Source organism: Caulobacter sp. 05T431 (assembly GCF_056665975.1).
Map to the genome: position 1 here is coordinate 77,000 of NZ_JBFTKU010000006.1, position 19,356 is coordinate 96,355.

Here is a 19,356-nt window from a genome sequence, read left to right on the forward strand (position 1 = left end):
GGTGTGAATGACTGGATAAGCGCGGCGCTTCTGGCGTCAGCCTCAAAGCCATTCCATCTGGGTCCCGGCATTCGCCGGGATGAGCGGATATTTGAAGGATAGGACCCATGTCCGACACCCCCCTGAACCTCGCGGACATCGCCGAGGCCTGCCGCGACGCCGGCTATGTCGTGGCCGAGATCGATCGCGGCCTGGAGGTCTCGGGCTCCGACGACGGCGGGGCCTTCTACCTGTTCCCCGAGGGCGACTGGCTGCAAGTGCGATGCCAGGTGTTCGACGAGACCGACCTGGAGCAGGCCCGCGACCTGACCGCCCTGTTCGAGACCGCGGCGCGGGCCCAGTTCCGGATGATCGGCTGCCGCTTCGGCTTCGACGAGCTGACCGGCCTGTGGCTGGTCGCCGACCTCTATCCGGGCTTCGAGCCCGAGCGCCTGCCGGCCGTGCTGGAACAACTGGCCTTCGTCTGGGGCTCGCTGGGCGACGTGCTGGACGCGGCGCTGAAGGGCACGACCGTGGACGAGGTCACCCTCGACGCGGCGTTCGAACTGGAGCCCGACGAGCGGCCGAACTAGGTCGCCGAGGCCTCGGCGCCCGCCAGCGCCTCGTCCAGCCAAGCCTGCAGCTTCGCCAGGATCGGCGGGCTCAGGTCGCAGACCGCCTTGTAGTCCCGCCAGGCGGCGCGCGCCTCATCCGGTCGTCCGGCGGCGGCCAGCAGGAACGGTCGCGCCAGCAGGGCCTGGGTGTGACGCACGGACGTCGCGCATCGATCCATTCGGCGTATGGCGTCGGCCAGCGAGGCCGGTTCGGCATGGGCGCTCCAGAAGGGCCCGGCCTGCTTGAACGTGGCGGGCAGGGTCACCCGCGCATCGGCCAGGGGCGCCTTGGCGCCGTGATAGAAATCGATGGTCAGCCCATGATCGCCGTTGCCGATGAAGACGTCGAACTTGGCGCCCTTGGGGGCCGGCGAAAACGCGGCGCCCTGGCCCTTCAGCTTCGGCACGAAATCGACCGAAAGCCCGAACGCCGGGCAGATCACGCCGCCCTTCATCTTCTCCAGCGCGAACACCGGATGGATCGCGCCCGGCCCCATGCGCACCCACAGCAGGTCGGCGACCGGCTCGAAGCCCTCGAAGGTGGGATAGCCGGCGAGCAGCGGTGTGAGGACCTCGTGCAGGTCGGCCTTGCGCATCTCGCGCCAAGGCTGCGACCGGCGCGCGCCCTGAGCCCATTCCTGCCGCCCGCGCGCGCTGAACAGCCATTCCAGAATGTCGACCATCGCCTGCAACCGCCTCATGCGCCCCGCGGTATGACCCGGATGTCGCGGATGTCCGCCGCCCAGGGCATGGCCGCGTCGCAAAAACCCTGCGCCGCCGGCGTCAGCTGGGCGCGTTGGCGGATGGCCCCGGTGCGCAGGAACAGGAAGGCCGGCGCCTCGGCCTTGCCGGAATAGAGGGCCGAGCCGCAGTCGCCGCAGAAGGCGGTGGTCACCGCCGCGCCGCTGCCGCCGACCTTGACGTAGATTCTTGGCTCGCCGGTCATTTTGAAGTCCTCCGCCAGGACCGGCACGTTCACGCGATAGGGCGCCCCCGATATCGTCTGGCAGTCGGCGCAATGGCAGATGATCGTGCGGCGCGGGTCGACCTCGGCCTCGTACCGGATCGCGCCGCAGTGGCAGGCGCCGTCGACCTTCATGGGACAGTCTCGCTGATTGGGGGCTTGGCTTCGCCGAGGGGAGCTTCGCGGTCCGGCCGAGTCAAGGACCCGGTCTGAAGGACGGCTTGAAACCGCCGCCCCAATCGCGTTCACATGAGATCGTCGCACCAGGGGAGACGCCGCGTTTGACCGAAGCTCTGATCGTTCGCGGCCTCGACAAGACCTTCACCAAGCCAGCGGTCATGGACCTGGACCTCACCGTCCACGCCGGCGAGCTGTACGCCCTGCTGGGCCCCAACGGGGCGGGCAAGACCACCACCCTGCGGATGGTCGCGGGCCTGACCAAGCCCGACAAGGGCGAGATCAGCATCTTCGGCATCGACGCCCGGGCCGATCCGGCGGCCGCCAAGGCCATCACCGCCTGGGCCCCGGACGAGGCCATGGTCTACGACCGGCTGACGCCCCTGGAGTATCTGGAGTTCGTCGCCGGCCTCTGGAACGTCGAGCCCAAGGCCGCCAAGGCCCGGGCCGAGGGCCTCCTGGCCAAGCTGGGCCTGACGGCCGAGGCGCGCACGCGCTGCGAGGGCTTCTCGCGCGGCATGAAGCAGAAGGTGGCCCTGGCCGGGGCCCTGATCCACGACCCCAGGCTGCTGATCCTCGACGAGCCGCTGACGGGCCTGGACGCCGCCGCCGCCCGCCTGGTCAAGGACATGCTGCAGGAACGGGTCGACGCCGGCGGGACCGTGATCCTGACCACCCACATCCTGGAGGTGGCCGAACGGATGGCCGACCGCATCGGCATCATCGCCGGCGGCCGCCTGCTGGCCGAGGGCACGCTGGAAACCCTGCGAACCCGGGCGGGCGAGGGAAAGGGCGGCTCGACCCTGGAAGACGTCTTCCTGCAACTCACCGCCACCGAGGGAGCGCCCGCGTGAGCCTGTTCGCGCCGGGCTCTCTGCTCTGGCTTCTGGGGCACGAGATGCGGCTCTACTGGCGCAACTTCCGCGCCGGACGGGCCGGTCGAGGCGCGCGCGGGGTGGTCAGCCTGGTCATCATCGCGGTGATGCTGGTCGGCGGCGGGGTCCTGGCGGCCCTGGGCCTGCACGACGTCCAGGTGCCGATCAACCCGATCTCGATCAGCCTGGCGGCCTTGGGCAGCGTCGTGGTCTTCACCCTGATGCTGTCCCAGACCCTCAGCGCGTCGAGCGAGGCGCTGTACGACCGCAACGACCTGGACCTGCTGTTCTCCTCGCCGATCGGCCCGTCCAAGGTGCTGTTCGTGCGCTCGTTGGGCGTGGCGGGCGGAGTGCTGACGATCTTCGTCCTGATCGTCACGCCCCTGCTGGGTCCCTCGGTGATCTATGGCCACCCGGGCTGGATCGGGGTGTTCGGGATGCTGGGCGCCCTGGCCCTGAGCTCGACCGCCGTCGGCCTGCTGCTCGCCATGGCCCTGTTCGCCCTGATCGGTCCGCGCCGCACCCGCACCGTGGCCCAGGTGCTGGCCGCCCTGGTCGGCGCCGCCTTCTTCCTGGCCAGCCAGACCCGCACGATCCTGGGGGCCCAGAAGAGCAGCAGCCTGTTCCTCGAGATCGAGCGCCAGGCGCGGGAGGGACGACTGCATCCGCCGCCGATCGCCGCCCTGCCGCTGCGGGCCATGCTGGGCGAGCCCCTGCCCCTGCTGGCCCTGCTGGCCGGCTCGGCAGCGCTGTTCGCCATCGCCGCCCTCGCCCTGGGCCGGCGGTTCTCGGACGCCGCCGCCGCCACCCAGGGCAAGACCGCCGCCCGGCCGGCCAAGGTCAGCCGCGGCGACGCCCGCCGCGCCTTCGCCGCCGGCCCCTTTCTGGCCACCGTGCGCAAGGAGCTGCTGCTGATCGGCCGCGACGCGGCCCTGCTGTCGCAGGTGCTGCTGCGGGTGCTGTACCTGATCCCCACCGCCCTGGTGCTCAGCCGCAACGCCGCCCACGGCGCGGGCCCGGCCCTGGCGGGCGGGGCCGGGGTGGTGGCCTTCCTGGCCGGGCAGGTGGCGGGGAGCCTGGCCTGGATCACCCTGTCGGCCGAGGACGCCCCCGACCTGCTGGCCGTGTCGCCGGCCCGCATCCAGACMCTGCGCCGCGCCAAGCTGGCGGCCGCCCTGATCCCCGTGGCCCTGTTCCTGGTCCTGCCGATCGCCGTCCTGACCTGGTTCTTGCCGACCGCCGGCGCCTGGACGGCCCTGGGCGCGGCCCTAGCGGCCTGGAGCAGCGGCCTGATCAACATCTGGCACCAGCGGCCGGGCAAGCGGTCGGATTTCAAGCGGCGGGGCGGCGCCTCGTGGATGGCGACCATCGCCGAGATGCTGGTCTCGGCCCTGCTGGCCGGCGCCACGGGCATCGCCGTGGCCGGCCTGTGGGCCTGGGCCCTGATCCCGCTGGGCCTGGCCGGCTTGGCCCTGCTGAGCCTGCGGCGCAGCGACGCCCAGATCGCCCGTAACCTTCGAATACGGTAAAGCTGCGATTAGGGTTTTACCTGATTGCGCGACATTGCGACGCAGCTACGGTCTATGTCGGGTCGGGGACATAGAGTTGAGTCGAGAGTACCCATGCCCGCCGTCCACGCCACGTTCCGATCCCAGAACCACCGGGCGACCCGCCAGGAGTCGAAGGCCCTGGTCGTGGCGATCAGCGCGCTGCAGCTGGCGATGCTCTTCCTCGTCTGGCTGGTGGCCCTGGTCCCGATGGCCCTGCTGGCCCTGGGCGCCACGGTGGTCCAGGCGCTGAAGCCCGCGGCCGCGAAGACCCCGGCGCCGGTCGACTCTTAGGCTCCCCTACCCGTCCAGCGCCGCCTCGATCCGGCACACCACGCCCTCCGGCCGAAAGTCGATGTGCGCCTCGCCCGACAGCTCGGCGGCCAGGCCCCGTTCGATCAGGCGCGAGCCGAAGCCGCGCCGGCTGGGCGGCGACACCGGCGGGCCGCCGCTCTCGGTCCAGGTCAGGACCAGACGGGGATGGGCCCCGCCCGGGACCACGGTCCAGGCGATCCGCACCTGCCCCGTCGTCATCGACAGCGCGCCGTACTTGACCGCGTTGGTCGCCAGTTCGTGCAGGGCCATCGACAGCGACAGCGCCATGCGCGGCGACAGCCGCACCGACCCGCCCTCGGTCAAGAACCGTTCGGCGCCGCCGTGCAGGTCCTCCAGGCGGCCCAACAGGTCCAGCAGGTCGGCCCCCTCCCAGTTTTCGCGGGTCAGCAGGTCGTGGGCCTCGGCCAGGGCGACGATGCGGGCCGAGAAGGCCTCCTGCGCCTGTGGCAGCGAGCGGGCGGCGTGGAAGGTCTGGGCGGCGATGGCCTGGATGGTGGCCAGCGAGTTCTTGACCCGGTGATTCAGCTCGTTGACCAGCAGGCGCAGGTGCAGCTCGGCGCGCTTGCGGTCGGTGATGTCGACCGTGGCCCCGACCACCCGCGCCGGCTTGCCGGCGTCGTCGAAGAAGCCCCGCCCCTTGGCCGAGATCCAGCGCTCCTTGGCGTCGTCGCGGCCCACCGTGCGGTACTCGACGTCGATGTCGGCGCGCCGGACCGGGTCCATCGACGCCAGCAGCGCCGCGCGCACGGCCTCGCGATCCTCGGGATGCATGGCCGCGTAGAAGTCGTCCAGCCCGACATCGGCGCCCAGCGCCATGCCGAACATGCCGTAGCCGCGTTCGGACCAGCGCAGCTGGCGCTTGCGGACGTCGTAGTCCCAGGTGCCGACATTGCCCGCGTCCAGCGCCAGGGCCATGGTCGCCTCGCGCAGCACCTGGTCGGCCTCGGCTTCCTTACGCTCGGTGACGTCGGACACCACGCCCACGAAGCGCACGCACAGGCCGTCCTGGAAGAAGGCCCGGCCGAAGGTCTCGATCCAGCGCACCGCGCCGTCGTTGTCGCGGCGGATGCGGTATTCGCGGTTGATGGTGTTGTCGCCCGCCGGGTCCATGGCCGCCCGGATGGCGTCCATCAGCGCCGGCAGGTCGTCGTCGTGGACCAGGCGCTCGAAGGCGTCGAGCGGGTTCTCGATCGCGCCCTCCGGCAGGCCGTAGATCTCGCGGCAGCGCTTGTCCCAATAGCGCTCGCCGGTCTGCGGATTGTGGTCCCAGCGGCCCAGGCCCGCGCCGTCGACGGCGATGCGCAGATCGGCCTCGGCCGCTTCCAGCGCATGCTCGATGCGCTTGCGGTCGGTGATGTCGACCATCACCCCGCGGTGGCGCACGGCCCAGCCCCGGGCGTCGCGCTCGACCTTGCCGCGGGTCTGCACCCAGCGGATCGAGCCGTCGGCCTGGATCAGCCGATACTCCTCGTCGAAATCGTTTGTGGTCCGCAGGTGGGTACGGCCGGATTTGAGCAGCCGCGCGAAGTCGTCGGGATGCAGGGCCTTGCTGAAGTCCGCCAGCGGCAGCCCGCCGACCGCGCGTTCGGGATCGACATTGTGGAACCGCGCGTAGCGGGCGTCGGCATAGACCTTGTCGGCGACGATGTCCCAGTCCCAGGTGCCCACCCCGCTGGCCGCCCTCAGGGCCAGCTGGTAGCGCTCCTCGCTGGCCCGCAGGGCCTGCTCGGCCTGCACCCGCCGCGTGACGTCGGTCAGGGCGATCAGCACCCCGCCCACGCCCGATGGCGCGGCGGCGTCGGGCATCGGGCTGAGGCGGATATTGAAATAGCCGTCGGTGACCGAGCCGTCCGGCTGGATCGTGGTCAGGAACAGGTCCTCGATGACCGTGCCGCCGCTGACTCCGGCCAGGATCGCCCGCTCGGGCCCCTCGGAATCGGCGGCCGAGGTCGGCGGCGCCTCGGCGAAGGTCTTGCCCAGGACGTACGGATGGCGTTCGCCCAGCATGGGGGCGTAGGCGTCGTTGTAGATCAGCACCATCTCCGGGCCCCAGCGCAGGGCGCTGGGAAACCGGCTGGCGACGATCATGTCGACCGCGAAAACCAGGGCGAGCGACCACGTGGCGCGGGGTCCGAGCGGCGTAGCCGCCCAGTCGAACGCCTCGATCCGCTCGCGCAGGTCGCCAGGCGCGAACGTCTCCTCTACCGAAGGCGTGTCCGGGGCGAGCCCCTGATCACGGGTGTCCACCATGCCCGTGTTCCTTCCCGGCCGTCGTCAACGGCCAAGGTGCAGCAGACCTCATGGCGGGCGGGGTTTCAAGCCGCGGCGCTGGACCGTGGGATTCTCATCCAACGAAAAACAGCCCGTTCCCACCTGCGGAGGCGAAAACGGCCGATATTTCATCCGGTTGCGGTCGGCTAGCCGACACTGGCCGCCGTACGGCCCTCACTGCGCCAGGCCACCCCGGCCGCGACCAGCAGCACCAGGGCGGCGATCAGGCCCGAGACTCGCAGGCCGGCCGCGATCTGGTCGGGGCCGCCGGCCGCCAGGGCGCCCATCACCGCGACCCCCGCCGCGCCCGCCGCCTGGCGGCAGGCGTTCAGCACGCCCGAGGCCGTGCCCGAGAAATGACGGTCGACGCTGGCCAGCAGGGCGCTGGTCATGGCCGGCACCGCCGTCCCCATGCCGCCGGGGATCAGCAGGAAGCCGGGGACCATCAGCCAGAACGGCGTGGCCGGTGTCAGCCGGCTGGTCAGGGCGTAGCCCAGCGCCGCCACCAGCACCCCGCCGGCCATGGTCCGCGCCGGACCGAAGCGGTGGGCGATCCGGCTGCTGAGCAGGTTCGAGACGATGAAGGTCGCCGTCAGCGGCAGGAAGGCCAGGCCCGCCTGGACCGCGTCGTAGCCGGCCGAACGCTGCAGGAAGAGGCCCAGCACGAAGATCACCCCGTAATAGGTGAAGTTGACGCCGACCCCGATCACCACCGCCGACCAGACCATGCGGTTTCGGAACACTTCCAAAGGGACCGCTGGATGCGCGCTGCGCATCTCGACCGCCAGGAAGGCCGCCGCCGCCGCGACGCCGCCGGCCAGGGCGCCCAGGACCAGCAGATCGCTCCAGCCGCGATGACCGCCCTCGATCACCGCCCCGACCAGGCCGGCCAGGGCGACGAAGCCCAACGCCTGTCCGGGCAGGTCCAGCGGCCGCTTCTCGCGCGGCGGGACCTCGGGCACGAAGACCAGGGTCAGGGCCGCGCCCAGCAGGCAGAGCGGCAGGTTGACCAGGAACACCCAGCGCCAGCCCAGGGCGCCGATCAGCAGGCCGCCGATCACCGGTCCGGCGGCGATCGACACCCCGCCGGCGGCGGTCCACCAGCCCACGGCCCAGGCGCGGGCCTTGTCGTCGCCGGCCGCCGCATGAGTGATCAGGGCCAGCGAGGGCGGCACCAGCAGGGCGGCGGCCGCCCCCTGGATCGCCCGGGCCAGGATCAGCTGCAGGGCGTCGTGGGCCAGGCCGCAGGCGGCGGACGACAGGGCGAACAGCACCAGCCCGGCCAGGAAGGCCCGCCGGGGCCCGAACCGGTCGCCCAGCGCCCCCGCCGACAGCAGCAGGGCGGCCAGCAGCAGGGTGTAGGCGTCGACCACCCATTGCAGGCTGGCGGTCGGGGCCCCGAACTCGCGGCCGATGGCGTCCAGGGCCACGTTGACGATGGTCACGTCCAGCTGGACGATCGTGAAGCCAAAGCTGGCGGCCGCCAGGATCAGCGGCAGGCCGGTGGGGCGGCGGGCGGCGGCGGACGCGACTCGGACATTGGTCATGGCCCGATCTTCGCCCGGTTCGACCCGTGATGTTACACGCGGGAGTGAAGCATCCGGGGAATGGCTGTCTTATAGTCAGTCCATGGAAGCCAATATCGCCTCCCCCGCCGCCCTGATCGGCGATCCCAGCCGGGCGGCCATGCTGCAGGCCCTGCAGGACGGCCGGGCCCATCCGGCCGGCGCCCTGGCCTGGGCCGCGGGCCTGACCGCCCAGGCGGCCAGCAACCACCTGGCCAAGCTGGTCGACGGCGGGCTGGTCAGCGTCGAGCGCGAGGGCCGCCACCGCTATTACCGCCTGGCCAACGCCGAGGTCGCCCACGTGCTGGAGGCCCTGGCCGTGCTGGCCGCGCCGGTCCGCTCGCTGGAGCAGCCCCGCTCGCCCCAGGCCCGCGCCCTGCGCGACGGCCGCTGCTGCTACGGCCACCTGGCTGGCCGCCTGGGCATCGCCGTGACCGACGCCCTGGTCGCCCACGACCTGATCCGCCCCGCCGACGACAAGCTCTACGCGGTCACCGCGCCCGGCCGCGCCTGGTTCGAGGACCTGGGGCTGGACCTGGACGCGATGCGCTCCAAGCGCGGCGCGGCTCGCCAGTGCCTGGACTGGACCGAGCGCCGCCACCACCTGGCCGGCCCGCTGGGCGTGGGCCTGCTGGGCCGCATGGTCGCCCTGGGCTGGATCGAAACCGTCGCCGGCAGCCGCGCGGCCAGGCTGACGACGCTGGGGCGCGAGGAACTGCGGGCGCGGCTCGGGGTCGAGCTGGACGGCCTGGAAGGTCGCGAGGCGGCATGACCCTTCCTTCTCCCCTTGCGGGAGAGGGAACGCCTATTCGTTAGGCGCTCATACGATTGTCGCCCGATCGTGGAAGATGTCCCACGCCGAGACACATCTCAGCGTTGATGATGGGTCATCCCGGGAGCCCCGCCATGCCCGACTTCAAGCTCGCCCTCGCCCCCAGCCAGCTGACCCAGACGATCAATCCGTGGTCCTGGACCTTCGGCGACTTCAGCCTGTTCACCGTCAACCTGGGCAAGTCGGCCGCGCCCGGCGTCGAGGCGCGGATCCTCGACGAGGTCGGCAGCTACGGTCGCCAGCTGGGCCGGATCGGCGAGGCCCTGTCGGTGATCATCGACTGGGCCGAGAAACAGGGCCTGCCCGAGCACAAGGCGATCGCCGACCTCAAGCTGCAGCTGGAGCACGTGGACGTGATCCGGCGGGAGGAGAAGGTCGCGACGCCGACGGCGACCGCCGCCGAGTAGCTAGGCCGCGTCGCGCAGCTTGCGCAGGCGGTTGGCGCCGCGCAGGCCGTTGTAGAACAGCAGCAGGCAGACCAGATCCACCACCACGGCCAGGGCCTGGCGCCAGGCCGGGATCATGTGTGCGCTCGCCGTCATGGGGTTGACCATCGCCAGGACCAGCATCAGCAGGCTGTAGAGCGCCAGCAGGCCCAGCAGCAGCGGGATCACCGAATTGGGCTTGCGCCACTGCACCGCGCCCAGGACCACGAACACCGCCGCGAACACGACGCTCATGGCGAGCGTGGTGTAGACCATCGCCGGCCCCATCATCGCCATGGCCGCCTGCCCCGCCTGGCTGCTCTCGCCGTACATCGCTCCCGTCGCCTTGCGCAGCTGCGCCAGATAGCCGTCGATGTTCACCGCGATCAGCGCCGCGCCGAACAGGCCGTGGGCGGCGCTGACGAACGCGCCCACGGCGCCGGCGCGGCCCGAGGCCAGGGCCTCGTCCTCGGTGGAAATGGCGGCGGCCGGATTGAACCAGCGCGACAGGTCGGTCATTGGAAAGCCCCCAGGGTTACAAGCTTGACCGCACCATCCGGAGTTGCGGCCGGCCGGTCAACGGGTCCCTAGGCCGCCTCCACCCCGAACTGCAGCCGCGCCAGCTTGGCGTAGAGGCCGCCCTGGGCCGCCAGCTCGGCGTGGGTGCCCTGCTCGACCACGCGGCCGTCCTCCATGACAACGATGCGGTCGGCCTTGAGCACGGTGGCCAGGCGGTGGGCGATGACCAGGGTCGTGCGCTCGCTCATGGCGTCGTGCAAGGCCTTCTGGACCAAGCGCTCGTTCTCGGCGTCGAGGGCGCTGGTGGCCTCGTCCAGCAGCAGGATCGGGGCGTCGCGCACCAGGGCGCGGGCGATGGCCAGGCGCTGGCGCTGGCCGCCCGACAGGGTCTTGGCCCGCTCGCCCACCGGGGTGTCGAAACCCTCCGGCAGGGCGTTGATGAAGGCCGTGGCCTGGGCCGCGTCGGCGGCGGCGCGAGCCTGCGCCTCGGTGGCGTCCTCGCGGCCGAAGCGGATGTTGTCCAGCGCCGAGCCCGAGAACAGCGGGCTGTCCTGGGCCACCAGGGCCATGCGGTCGCGGACCTCGGCCGGATCGGCGTCGCGCAGGTCGACGCCATCCAGGCGCACCACCCCGGCCTGGGGGTCATAGAAGCGCAGGAGAAGCCGCAGGACCGTGCTCTTGCCCGCCCCCGAGGGACCCACCAGGGCCACGGTCTCGCCCGGCTTCACGACCAGGTCGAAGCCCTTCAGGGCCGGCAGGTCGGGACGGCCCGGATAGGCGAAGGTCACGTCCTCGAAGGCGATGGCGCCGCGCGACGGGACCGGCAGCGTCTTTGGCTTTTCCGGCGCGGCGATGCCGGGCTGGGAATTGAGCAGTTCGGCGATCCGATCCATGGCCCCGGCGGCCTTCTGGACGTCGCCCCAGACCTCGCCCAGGGCGCCGACCGAGCCAGCGGAGAAGATGGCCAGCATGGCGAACTGGGCCAGGGTGCCCGGCGTCATCTCGCCCGACAGCACGAGGTGCGCGCCCACCCACAGCAGCAGGGTCACGCCGCCGAACGCCAGGGTCATGACCACGACGGTCATGCGGGCCCGGGCGCTGACCCGCCGGATCGAGGCCTTGTAGGCCGTCTCGACCGCGCCGCCGAAGCGGGTGTCGGCCGCGCCTTCGCGCCCGAAGGCCTGGACGGTGTCCAGGGCGTCCAGGCTCTCGCCGGCGTAGCCGACCGCGTCGGCGAACTTGTCCTGGGCGGTGACCGACAGCTTGCGGACGTTGCGGCCCAGCAGGAAGATCGGGGCCAGCACCACCGGCACCATCAGCACGATGAAGCCCGCCAGCTTGGGGCTGACGAAGGCCATGTAGCCCAGACCGCCGATCAGGCTGAGCGTATTGCGCAGCGCCACCGAGACGCTGGTGCCCACAAGCTGCTCGACGATCGTGATGTCGGTCGTCATCCGCGACAGCACCTCGCCGGTACGGGTCTTCAGGAAAAAGGCCGGGTCCAGCTTCAGGGTGTGGCCGTACAGCGCCCGGCGCAGGTCGGCGACGACCCGCTCGCCCAGGCGGGTGACGAAGAAGAATCGCAAGGCCGTGGCCACCGCCAGCAGCAGGGCCACCGCCGCCAGGCCGAGGAAGGCGTTGTTGATCGCGTCGCCCGAGCCCTTGCTGAACCCCTTGTCGATCACACCCTTGAAGGCCCCGGTCAGGCCCAGGGTGGCGCTGGTCGAGAACAGCAGGAAGAAGCCGGCGGCCAGGGCGTCGCCCACGTGGCGGCGCACGAACGGCAGCAGATGGGCCAGGGGACGGATGTCCTTGCGGCGCGGACGGCGGTTGGCGGCCTCGGCCAGATTCTGGACCAGCTCCGCGCCCGCGCTCGGCCTGCCCTCGGCCGAAATCTCGCCCGCGTTCACGTCACTCATCAACTGTCCCTTGCCAAATTCGCGCGCTTTCTTTATAGCCGCGCGTCTCCGAGAGCCACCCGCAAGGTACGGCTCCCGCCCACACATTCTTACATGCCGCCTCAAGTCGGTTGGATCGCCCGATGAAACAAGACATTCACCCCGACTATCACTTCATCACCGTCACCCTGACGGACGGCTCGAATTATCAGACCCGTTCGACCTACGGTAAGGAAGGCGCCACCCTGGCGCTGGACATCGATCCGCGCGTGCACCCGGCCTGGACCGGCGGCAACGCCCAGATGATGGACCGTGGCGGCCGCGTCTCGCGCTTCAACGCGAAGTTCGCCGGCTTCACCGCCAAGAAGTAAGCGTTCCACGCTTCTCGCCGTAAGGGCGACGAAAGGCCGGTTCCGCGTTAGCGGGCCGGCCTTTTCTGTTTTGATCCGCCCCCTACGGGGGCGGACAGGCGGCGCGGTCGCCAGGTGGGGGCAAGTGAGACGCGGCAGGGCTGACAGGGGTTAGCTGCGGAGCGGCTAACACTTGCCCCCTACGGACCGCTTCGCGGTCGTCTTCCCCCGGAGGGGGAAGAGGCGCGGGTTAGGCCGCGCCGAACGCCGCGCTGAGCCGGTCGAAGTGGGCCTGCACCGGGCGCGGGGCCTCTTCCTCGGCGGCGGCCTCGACGTACATGCGCTTGTCCAGGTGGCGGACGCGCTCATAGAGGCGCTCGGAGCGCTGCAGCAGGTTGACCAGGCCGAAGGGCAGGTCCTCGACGGCGGCGGCTTCGCCAGTCTCCAGGCCCAGGCGGTAGTTCTCGGCGCAGGCGGCCTCGGCGGCCATCTCGCCTTCCTTGACCGCGCGCTGCACCAGCAGCCACGAGGCCACCTGCATCAGGCGGGTGGTCAGGCGCATGCTTTCGCTGGCGTAGGCCAGGGCGGCGTTGCGCGAGAGAATCTTGCTGTCGTGGCGACCGGCCCCGTCCAGATAGGCGGCGGTCTCCTCGACCAGCGTCATGCCTTCCTCGAAGGTCCGATCAAACAGTTCGGAGCGGGCGAAATCCTGGATCACGCCAGCACGCCAGGGGGCCTGGGCCACGTTCAACTCGGTCATAGCTACTCATTGCCCCTTCGAAAGGCCGCGAGACCGTCTCGCCGGACAGGGGGACTGCAACCCCCGTGCCAGACGTGATCGTCCCGTTTCGCGACCGCCCCTCCCCCAAAGTCGACCGAAAGCCGTTATCCGAGTCAGGCGGGCTCGAGAGTCCGCCTGTAGCGTAAACCGATCGTTAGTCTAGGCGACCAAACAGCGCATTGGCCGCGTCACGTCCCGCCTTTTTCTTGCTGAGCTGGGCGCGGGTGCGGGCGATTTCCGCTTCCAGCGCCTCGATCCGTTCTTCCAGTTCCGCAACGCCGTAGTTCTCGAGGTCCTCGTGCGTGGTGGCGTTGAGCGCATCGCCTCGGAAGGCGCGCGGCTCGACCGGTTCTTCCATCATCGGATCGGTCTCCCTTGGTCGACCCCTTTTCGATCCGGCATCTGACGCCTACCAAGGGCCGGACGCAAGCCTCACGGGATGTTCCACCATGTCCGAGACCATGACCGCCATCGCCATCGAGGGCGGAAAAGGCGCCGCCGACGCCCTGCATCCGGTGAGCGTGGAGCGGCCGGAGCCCGGACCCGGCCAGATCCTGATCCGCGTGCGCGCCGCCGGGGTGAACCGTCCGGACCTGTTGCAGCGCCTGGGCTTTTACCCCCCGCCGCCCGGCGCGCCGGCCACCCTGGGCCTGGAGGTCGCGGGCGAGGTCGTGGTCGGGTCGGGACGCTGGAAGGCCGGCGACAAGGTCTGCGCCCTGCTGGGCGGCGGCGGCTACGCCCAGTACGCCGTGGTCGACGCCCGCCACGCCCTGCCCATTCCAGACGGTTTCGACTTCGCCCACGCCGCCGCCCTGCCCGAGACCGTGTTCACGGTGTTCGCCAATGTGTTCGAACACGGGATGCTCAAGCCTAGCGAGACCGTACTGATTCATGGTGGGACGTCCGGTATCGGGACAACGGCGATCGCCATGGCCAAGGCGCACGGCGCGCGGGTGATCGCCACCGGCCGCGGCGCCGACAAGAAGGCCCAGGCCCTGGCCCTGGGCGCCGACATCGCCGTCGACGCCAAGACCGAGGACTTCGCCGAGGTCGCCAAGGCGGCCGGCGGCGTCGACGTGGTGCTGGACATGGTCGGGGCCAGCTATTTCGAGAAGAACCTCGACGCCCTGAACACCGGCGGCCGGATCGTCTACATCGCCGCCCTGGCCGGGCCGGTGCTGGAGGTCCCGGTCATGAGGATCATGCAGAAGCGCGCGGTGATCACCGGCTCGACCCTGCGCCCCCGCCCGGCCGACGAGAAGGCCCGCCTGGCCGCCGAGATCGAGCGCGTGGTCTGGCCGTGGATCGCGGCCGGCAAGCTCAAGCCCGTGATCGACGCCACCTTCCCGCTGGAGGACGCCGCCGCCGCCCACGCCCACCTCGAGGCGGGCGAACACGTAGGCAAGGTGGTCCTGCTGGCTTAGACGTTTGGCGCGTGGCGAACGCCGAAACCGCCAACACTTTCGGCTGCCACGCTCTAGGCGAACGTCACCGACACCAGGCCGAAGCCCAGTTCGCGCCCATCGGCCGAAAGGCCCTCGGCGTGGGGCGAGACGCAGCGCTCGGTCTCGAAGGTGAGCCACGACAAGGGCCCGTCCTCGAGCCCGAGGTCGTCGGGCAGCCCGATCGAGTGTTCTCGGGGGCCGCCCTGGCTCAGGTCCACCCGGCCCAGCCCGCGACCGTTCAGCGCCACAGTGACGTCGTAGCGGGGACGGGACGGCGTGAGGAACGGCTGGAGCACCAGCGTGACCCGCGTCGGCGCGGCGCCGGGCTTCAGCCTGAACCGGACGGAGCACCGGCGACGCGCCGACCAGGCGCCCCAGGGCTCGACCGCGTGGAAGCCGTCGAGACCCAAGTCGCCGGACACGCCGATCAGCACCGTCTCGCCCCGCGGCAGCGTCCTCACGCCCTCGGAGAGCCGCAGGATCTCGTCCATCAGGTCGGCCCGCTCGCGCAGCCAGGGCGCGTTMCCCGGGTTGGGGTTCCAGGCCTGAAGATGCCGGGCCGTCGCCCGGATCGCCTCGCCCGGCTCGGCGCGCACGAAGGTGTCGATCGTCCGTCGGTACAGCGCCGCGTAGGCCTCGGCCCAGGCGTCCAGCCCGGCCTCCTCGCGCACCCTGCGCCCCACCGCCACGGCGTCGTCCGGATCGTAGCGGTCGATCTCGGCCAGCAGCGCATCGACCGTGACCGGCCGGGACAGCACGCGGAGTCCGAAATTCTCCCGCCGCCAGGTCGGATAGCGTTCGGTGGTGGCTAGGCCCGCCAGGCCGCGCCCGTCGCAGACGATAACCGGCCGCAGGCAGGCCATGGCCTCCAGGGCCGAGAGGGCGCTGGTGAAGACCAGGTCGTAGTCGGCCAGCAGCGCCTCGGGCCTGGCGACCAGGCGGTCCACCGCGATCCCCACGGCGTCGACCTCCATGCCGCGCGCCGCGCAGGCCGCCCGGATCGCCTCCAGGTGCCCCTGGTTCTTGGCGAAGGCCAACGCCTTGCGCGGCTTGTCGGGCAAGGGCGGCCCCGGCCGGAAGCGTTCGAGGTCGACGCCGTTGAGCACCACGTGCGTCCGGGCCGGGTCCACGCCCTCCTCGACGACCAGCCGGTCCCGGAAGCCGTCGCTGATGGCGACGAAGGTCTGGATGTTGGGCAGGCGGGGCGGCACGTCGTGCCAGCCGGTGAAGTCGTGGCACACGAACAGGGCCGGGACGTCCGGGAACCGCGCCGCCGCCACGGCGGTCTGGATGACGTGGTGGCCGTGGATCACGTCCGGCGTCTCGCGGATGGCGTCGATGTCGTCGGCGACCGGCACCGACGCCGCCCTCAGTTCGTCGGCGATCGCCCCCAGGCTGGGCGAGTAGACCATGGGCCGGTGGCCGGCGCGCGCCAGGGCCAGGGCCAGGTCGCGGGTCACCGTCTCGGTGCCCGAGCGCCCGGCCAGTGTGATGTTGGTCAGCAGGACCCGCAGTCCCGTCGGCGTCGCGGACCTCATGCCTGATCTCCGGCCGATCACGGGCGGCTCGCGGCGGCCAGGCGCGCGGCCAGGGCGGTCACGATCGGCGCCATGTGGCTCCAGCGCAGGACCTCGGCGTACAGGCCGGCGGCGACGCGCTCCCGTCCATAGCATTCATAGAGCGGCGGCGTGTCGACGGTGGGCGTCAGGTCGGCCAGCGACCGGGGGTCGTGCAGGGTCTCGATGTTCAGGACGCCGGGCCCGCCGGCCGCCAGCAGGCCCGCCGTCTCGTCGGAAATCTCGGGGTGGCGCGCGATCAGCGCCAGCTTCTCGGCCACTTCGGACTCCGTCAGCACGATCCGGCGGCGCTCGGTCCCGCGGGGAGCTCCCGCCAGCGCGTCCGGCACCACGGGATAGTCCAGCACCTCGACGGGTCGCCCCAGCCGCCGGCTCGCCTCGGCGGCGGCCACCCGGGCCAGCAGGTGGGTCAGGTCGTGGATGGGGTTGTAGTTCTGCCAGGCGTCGGTCACCACCAGCGAGACCTCCCGTGTGACGAAAGCGTCGCGCAGCGTGTCGGCCAGGCGGCCGAACGCCCGACCGTCGCCGGTCAGGATCCAGGCGTAGAGCTCACGATCGAAGGCCGATCCGAAGGGCTCGGCGGGAACCGCGCCCGCCTCGACCGCCATGCCATGGCTGGCCTGGATCCGGGCTTCCGAACAGGTCGAGCGCGATCCCTTGGCGATGACGAAGAAGCTGGGCTTGGTCGTGACGAACCAGCGCGCGAGCCGCAGCTCGTGCCCGGGATGCGCCACGACGAACGCGACATTGACGGACGCCTGTGTCCCCAAGACCCACCTTCTTATCCGCGTGGCGTTTCACCCGTTTGCGGGATCGCGGCGCCGGTGACTCGGCTGTTCGCCCTTCATTGTAAACACCGAAAAGGCCGCATGCCCCAGGACATCGACGAGTTGATCGCGCCGACCGGCCGATCGCCCGTCGGGCGAGGCGGCTTCTTCACCCGCAACCCAGAGTGATACGCCTGGGCGGACGGAGGACGCCATGAGCCTGAACAGCATCCTGCACGGCGCGCGCGCGCTGATGGTCCACCCCCATCACGTGGAGTTGGGCGTGCTGGGCGTGGCCATGCTGGTCGCCCTTGTCTGGTTCGAGGTCCGCAAGCCGGACGCCTGGCTGCAATGGCTGACCCTGTCGATGCTGATGGGGCCKGGTTTCCTGTTCTTCCTCGACGGCCGGGGGACAGGGCTGGACACCTCGCCGTTCGCGCTGGGCCTGGCCCTGGCCTTCGCGGTGGGCGGCGGCGGGCTGGTCACCTTGCGCGCCATTGGGCGACGCGAGCGCCTCGAGGGCCTGCGCGAAAACGCGGCTTCGACCCGCCATGCGCCGCTGAATCTGGGGAATGGTTGATCCCCGTTCCCTTTCCCGAGAAACCGCATTATAGCTCCAGGCTGAACATCCCGCCCGGCCGCAAGGTCGGGCGCCGTCATTTCTGGAGGACCGCATGTCCGACATCCTGATGCCCAAGGCGACGGCCGTCTGGCTCGTGGACAACACGTCGCTTAGCTTTGAACAGATCGCCGACTTCTGCGGCCTGCACCCCCTGGAAGTCCGCGGCATCGCCGACGGCGAAGTGGCGCGCGACATCCGCGGCGCCGACCCGATCGGCAACGGCCAGCTGACCCGCGAAGAGCTGGACCGCGCCCAGGCCAATCCGGACTACCGGATGAAGGCCCAGGTCAGCCGCCACGCCGAGCTGCTGAAGCCGCAGAAGAAGGCCCCGCGCTACACCCCCGTGTCGCGCCGCCAGGACCGTCCGGACGCCATCGCCTGGTTCCTGCGCCATCACCCCGAGGTGACCGACGCGCAGATCTCCAAGCTGCTGGGCACCACCAAGTCGACCATCGAGCAGGTCCGCGCCCGCACGCACTGGAACGCCGCCAACATCAAGCCGGTCGATCCCGTGACCCTGGGCCTGGTCGGCCAGCTGGAGCTGGACGCCCTGGTCAAGAAGGCCGCCGAGAAGAAGGCCAAGGACGACCTGAAGAAGGGCATCCTGCCGGAAGACCCGACCCTGCGCCCGGCCTCGGAAACCAGCGCCCTGCCCGAGGACCACGACGACGAGGAGGCCGCCATCCGCGCCTCGCGCATCGAGCCCAAGGCCGAGGACGTGTTCGGCAAGTCGACCTACGTGGCCGACGACGAAGAGGACGACGAGGACTAGTCATCCCCGCCACCCAAGCAAAAGGCCCGCCCCGTTTGCACGGAGCGGGCCTTTCTGTTTTCGGCCTCCTCTGGCGGCCACCGCCATTCCGACGCGGCGATKGCTAGAGGGGGCTAGTGAAGTCGCGCCCTGAGGCCTTCGATCTCCTCCTTGAGCCTGAGCTTCTGCCGCTTCAACTCCCTGAGCAGGGTGGTGTCACTGACGGGACGACGGGTCTCCTCCTGAATCGTGCGGTCGAGGCTCTCATGACGGGATCCAAGCTCGCGGATACGGGATTCGATGGCCATGGCTGTCGGCTCCTTGCTGGTGGACGTCGAAGTCAACACCCGCTGTTCGAAGCTGTCAGATCACATATGATTGCAATCGGCGGCGCTTGACCTGKCGCAGCTTGCTCCCAAGACGGACGAAAATTCACCATGTCGACCTCGCCGGCTTCGCCTGAAAAACCTCGCCTGGTCGTTGGAATCTCGGGGGCGTCAGGGGTTGTCTACGGTCTGCGGGCGCTGGACGCCTGCCGCGAACTGGGCGTGGAAAGCCACCTGGTCCTGTCGAAATCGGCGGCCCTGACCCTGTCGCAGGAGACCGGATTTTCCGTCGCACAGGTCAATGAGAAGGCAGATTTCGTCCATCGCGTGGGCGACGTCGGGGCGGCGATCGCGTCAGGGTMGTATCGCACGCTCGGGATGATCGTGGCGCCCTGCTCRGTGCGGACCATGAGCGAAATCGCAACGGGCGTAACGGCTTCGCTTCTGACCCGCGCCGCCGACGTGACTCTGAAGGAGCGTCGCCCCCTGGTGCTGATGGTGCGCGAGACGCCCCTGCATCTGGGCCACCTGCGCACCCTGACCAAGCTGGCCGAGATGGGGGCGGTGATCGCCCCGCCCCTGCCCGCCTTCTACGCAAAACCGCAATCGATCGCTGAGATGGTGGACCAATCGGTGGGCCGCGCGTTCGATCTGTTCGGCCTGTCGTGGCGGCCGGTCAAGCGCTGGGGTGAAGACCTGGCGACCATCACTGGCGATGCCTGAAAAGGGCTCGGG

General features: G+C 70.6%; 22 protein-coding genes. 11 read left to right on the forward strand and 11 right to left on the reverse strand.

The features are described 5' to 3' along the window. Positions 1-107: 107 nt before the first annotated feature. Positions 108-572, forward strand: coding sequence for a hypothetical protein (locus AC1U89_RS07660; protein ID WP_479899126.1), 465 nt, complete (start codon positions 108-110; stop codon positions 570-572). Here AC1U89_RS07660 and AC1U89_RS07665 read toward each other — a convergent pair. Both AC1U89_RS07665 and AC1U89_RS07670 read right to left on the reverse strand, forming a co-directional pair. After that, positions 569-1,276, reverse strand: a complete 708-nt coding sequence (locus AC1U89_RS07665; RefSeq protein ID WP_479899127.1) for a hypothetical protein — start codon at positions 1,274-1,276, stop codon at positions 569-571. The genes AC1U89_RS07660 and AC1U89_RS07665 overlap by 4 nt on opposite strands. Positions 1,277-1,290: 14 nt before the next feature. Next, complete coding sequence (locus tag AC1U89_RS07670; protein ID WP_479899128.1) at positions 1,291-1,692, reverse strand: GFA family protein; 402 nt, start codon at positions 1,690-1,692, stop codon at positions 1,291-1,293. Positions 1,693-1,895: 203 nt separating this feature from the next. Here AC1U89_RS07670 and AC1U89_RS07675 point away from each other — a divergent pair, with 203 nt between their 5' ends. From AC1U89_RS07675 to AC1U89_RS07685, 3 genes are all read left to right on the forward strand, one after another. Then, a complete protein-coding gene (locus AC1U89_RS07675; protein ID WP_479899260.1) occupies positions 1,896-2,588 on the forward strand; it encodes an ABC transporter ATP-binding protein in 693 nt (230 codons plus the stop codon). Then, entirely contained in the window at positions 2,585-4,138 is a 1,554-nt protein-coding gene (locus AC1U89_RS07680; protein WP_479899129.1) for a hypothetical protein, read from the forward strand. The genes AC1U89_RS07675 and AC1U89_RS07680 overlap by 4 nt, the downstream gene beginning before the upstream one ends. 93 nt (positions 4,139-4,231) lie before the next feature. After that, complete coding sequence (locus tag AC1U89_RS07685; RefSeq protein ID WP_479899130.1) at positions 4,232-4,450, forward strand: hypothetical protein; 219 nt, start codon at positions 4,232-4,234, stop codon at positions 4,448-4,450. A gap of 6 nt (positions 4,451-4,456) precedes the next feature. On the opposite strand, the gene AC1U89_RS07690 is transcribed toward AC1U89_RS07685, so the two are convergent. Together AC1U89_RS07690 and AC1U89_RS07695 are read right to left on the reverse strand one after the other, a co-directional pair. Continuing rightward, positions 4,457-6,742 (reverse strand): PAS domain-containing sensor histidine kinase, encoded by a 2,286-nt coding sequence (locus AC1U89_RS07690; RefSeq protein WP_479899131.1) that lies wholly within the window; start codon positions 6,740-6,742, stop codon positions 4,457-4,459. A gap of 167 nt (positions 6,743-6,909) precedes the next feature. After that, positions 6,910-8,310 carry an MFS transporter gene (locus tag AC1U89_RS07695; RefSeq protein WP_479899132.1) on the reverse strand — a complete coding sequence of 467 codons (1,401 nt, stop codon included), beginning with the start codon at positions 8,308-8,310 and terminating at the stop codon, positions 6,910-6,912. Positions 8,311-8,392: 82 nt separating this feature from the next. Here AC1U89_RS07695 and AC1U89_RS07700 point away from each other — a divergent pair, with 82 nt between their 5' ends. Next, positions 8,393-9,100, forward strand: a complete 708-nt coding sequence (locus tag AC1U89_RS07700) for an ArsR/SmtB family transcription factor (RefSeq protein ID WP_479899133.1) — start codon at positions 8,393-8,395, stop codon at positions 9,098-9,100. Positions 9,101-9,234: 134 nt separating this feature from the next. Continuing rightward, positions 9,235-9,567 (forward strand): hypothetical protein, encoded by a 333-nt coding sequence (locus AC1U89_RS07705; protein ID WP_479899134.1) that lies wholly within the window; start codon positions 9,235-9,237, stop codon positions 9,565-9,567. Here the strand turns inward: AC1U89_RS07705 and AC1U89_RS07710 are convergent, their stop codons facing one another. After that, the gene (locus tag AC1U89_RS07710; RefSeq protein ID WP_479899135.1) at positions 9,568-10,104 is read right to left on the reverse strand and encodes a hypothetical protein; all 537 of its coding nucleotides are present in this window, start codon (positions 10,102-10,104) and stop codon (positions 9,568-9,570) included. Positions 10,105-10,172: 68 nt separating this feature from the next. Beyond that, a complete protein-coding gene (locus AC1U89_RS07715) occupies positions 10,173-12,026 on the reverse strand; it encodes an ABC transporter transmembrane domain-containing protein (RefSeq protein ID WP_479899136.1) in 1,854 nt (617 codons plus the stop codon). 119 nt (positions 12,027-12,145) lie between these two features. On the opposite strand from AC1U89_RS07715, the gene rpmE reads away from it, so the two are divergent. Next, positions 12,146-12,373 (forward strand): 50S ribosomal protein L31, encoded by a 228-nt coding sequence (gene rpmE / locus AC1U89_RS07720; protein WP_479899137.1) that lies wholly within the window; start codon positions 12,146-12,148, stop codon positions 12,371-12,373. Positions 12,374-12,602: 229 nt separating this feature from the next. Here the strand turns inward: rpmE and rcdA are convergent, their stop codons facing one another. After that, the gene (gene rcdA, locus AC1U89_RS07725; protein ID WP_479899138.1) at positions 12,603-13,112 is read right to left on the reverse strand and encodes a protease adaptor protein RcdA; all 510 of its coding nucleotides are present in this window, start codon (positions 13,110-13,112) and stop codon (positions 12,603-12,605) included. A gap of 175 nt (positions 13,113-13,287) precedes the next feature. Then, on the reverse strand, positions 13,288-13,494 hold the full coding sequence (locus AC1U89_RS07730) for a DUF1192 domain-containing protein (RefSeq protein WP_479899139.1): 207 nt from the start codon (positions 13,492-13,494) through the stop codon (positions 13,288-13,290). Positions 13,495-13,582: 88 nt separating this feature from the next. Here AC1U89_RS07730 and AC1U89_RS07735 point away from each other — a divergent pair, with 88 nt between their 5' ends. Continuing rightward, positions 13,583-14,557 (forward strand): NAD(P)H-quinone oxidoreductase, encoded by a 975-nt coding sequence (locus AC1U89_RS07735; RefSeq protein WP_479899140.1) that lies wholly within the window; start codon positions 13,583-13,585, stop codon positions 14,555-14,557. A gap of 53 nt (positions 14,558-14,610) precedes the next feature. Here AC1U89_RS07735 and AC1U89_RS07740 read toward each other — a convergent pair whose 3' ends face one another. Together AC1U89_RS07740 and AC1U89_RS07745 are read right to left on the reverse strand one after the other, a co-directional pair. Then, positions 14,611-16,116: a glycosyltransferase family 4 protein gene (locus AC1U89_RS07740; RefSeq protein ID WP_479899141.1), complete on the reverse strand. Its 1,506-nt coding sequence runs from the start codon at positions 16,114-16,116 to the stop codon at positions 14,611-14,613. 17 nt (positions 16,117-16,133) lie between these two features. Beyond that, the gene (locus AC1U89_RS07745; RefSeq protein WP_479899142.1) at positions 16,134-16,925 is read right to left on the reverse strand and encodes a hypothetical protein; all 792 of its coding nucleotides are present in this window, start codon (positions 16,923-16,925) and stop codon (positions 16,134-16,136) included. A gap of 211 nt (positions 16,926-17,136) precedes the next feature. Between AC1U89_RS07745 and AC1U89_RS07750 the strand changes: the two genes are divergently transcribed. Continuing rightward, a complete protein-coding gene (locus AC1U89_RS07750; protein ID WP_479899143.1) occupies positions 17,137-17,502 on the forward strand; it encodes a hypothetical protein in 366 nt (121 codons plus the stop codon). Positions 17,503-17,596: 94 nt separating this feature from the next. Further along, on the forward strand, positions 17,597-18,316 hold the full coding sequence (locus AC1U89_RS07755) for a DUF1013 domain-containing protein (RefSeq protein ID WP_337686401.1): 720 nt from the start codon (positions 17,597-17,599) through the stop codon (positions 18,314-18,316). A gap of 113 nt (positions 18,317-18,429) precedes the next feature. Here the strand turns inward: AC1U89_RS07755 and AC1U89_RS07760 are convergent, their stop codons facing one another. Beyond that, positions 18,430-18,603 carry a YdcH family protein gene (locus AC1U89_RS07760; RefSeq protein ID WP_035018606.1) on the reverse strand — a complete coding sequence of 58 codons (174 nt, stop codon included), beginning with the start codon at positions 18,601-18,603 and terminating at the stop codon, positions 18,430-18,432. Between the two features lie 129 nt (positions 18,604-18,732). Between AC1U89_RS07760 and AC1U89_RS07765 the strand changes: the two genes are divergently transcribed. Further along, positions 18,733-19,344, forward strand: coding sequence for a UbiX family flavin prenyltransferase (locus AC1U89_RS07765; RefSeq protein ID WP_479899144.1), 612 nt, complete (start codon positions 18,733-18,735; stop codon positions 19,342-19,344). Positions 19,345-19,356: the final 12 nt, after the last annotated feature.

What these genes read in the sequence shown, in the direction of transcription:
- AC1U89_RS07735 (WP_479899140.1), top strand. Translation starts at nt 13,583, where the DNA reads ATGTCCGAGACCATGACCGCCATCGCCATCGAGGGCGGAAAAGGCGCC.
- AC1U89_RS07665 (WP_479899127.1), bottom strand. Translation starts at nt 1,276, where the DNA reads ATGGTCGACATTCTGGAATGGCTGTTCAGCGCGCGCGGGCGGCAGGAA.
- AC1U89_RS07755 (WP_337686401.1), top strand. Translation starts at nt 17,597, where the DNA reads ATGTCCGACATCCTGATGCCCAAGGCGACGGCCGTCTGGCTCGTGGAC.
- AC1U89_RS07730 (WP_479899139.1), bottom strand. Translation starts at nt 13,494, where the DNA reads ATGATGGAAGAACCGGTCGAGCCGCGCGCCTTCCGAGGCGATGCGCTC.
- rcdA (WP_479899138.1), bottom strand. Translation starts at nt 13,112, where the DNA reads ATGACCGAGTTGAACGTGGCCCAGGCCCCCTGGCGTGCTGGCGTGATC.
- AC1U89_RS07700 (WP_479899133.1), top strand. Translation starts at nt 8,393, where the DNA reads ATGGAAGCCAATATCGCCTCCCCCGCCGCCCTGATCGGCGATCCCAGC.
- AC1U89_RS07670 (WP_479899128.1), bottom strand. Translation starts at nt 1,692, where the DNA reads ATGAAGGTCGACGGCGCCTGCCACTGCGGCGCGATCCGGTACGAGGCC.
- rpmE (WP_479899137.1), top strand. Translation starts at nt 12,146, where the DNA reads ATGAAACAAGACATTCACCCCGACTATCACTTCATCACCGTCACCCTG.
- AC1U89_RS07685 (WP_479899130.1), top strand. Translation starts at nt 4,232, where the DNA reads ATGCCCGCCGTCCACGCCACGTTCCGATCCCAGAACCACCGGGCGACC.
- AC1U89_RS07710 (WP_479899135.1), bottom strand. Translation starts at nt 10,104, where the DNA reads ATGACCGACCTGTCGCGCTGGTTCAATCCGGCCGCCGCCATTTCCACC.
- AC1U89_RS07695 (WP_479899132.1), bottom strand. Translation starts at nt 8,310, where the DNA reads ATGACCAATGTCCGAGTCGCGTCCGCCGCCGCCCGCCGCCCCACCGGC.
- AC1U89_RS07760 (WP_035018606.1), bottom strand. Translation starts at nt 18,603, where the DNA reads ATGGCCATCGAATCCCGTATCCGCGAGCTTGGATCCCGTCATGAGAGC.
- AC1U89_RS07675 (WP_479899260.1), top strand. Translation starts at nt 1,896, where the DNA reads ATGGACCTGGACCTCACCGTCCACGCCGGCGAGCTGTACGCCCTGCTG.
- AC1U89_RS07690 (WP_479899131.1), bottom strand. Translation starts at nt 6,742, where the DNA reads ATGGTGGACACCCGTGATCAGGGGCTCGCCCCGGACACGCCTTCGGTA.
- AC1U89_RS07660 (WP_479899126.1), top strand. Translation starts at nt 108, where the DNA reads ATGTCCGACACCCCCCTGAACCTCGCGGACATCGCCGAGGCCTGCCGC.
- AC1U89_RS07705 (WP_479899134.1), top strand. Translation starts at nt 9,235, where the DNA reads ATGCCCGACTTCAAGCTCGCCCTCGCCCCCAGCCAGCTGACCCAGACG.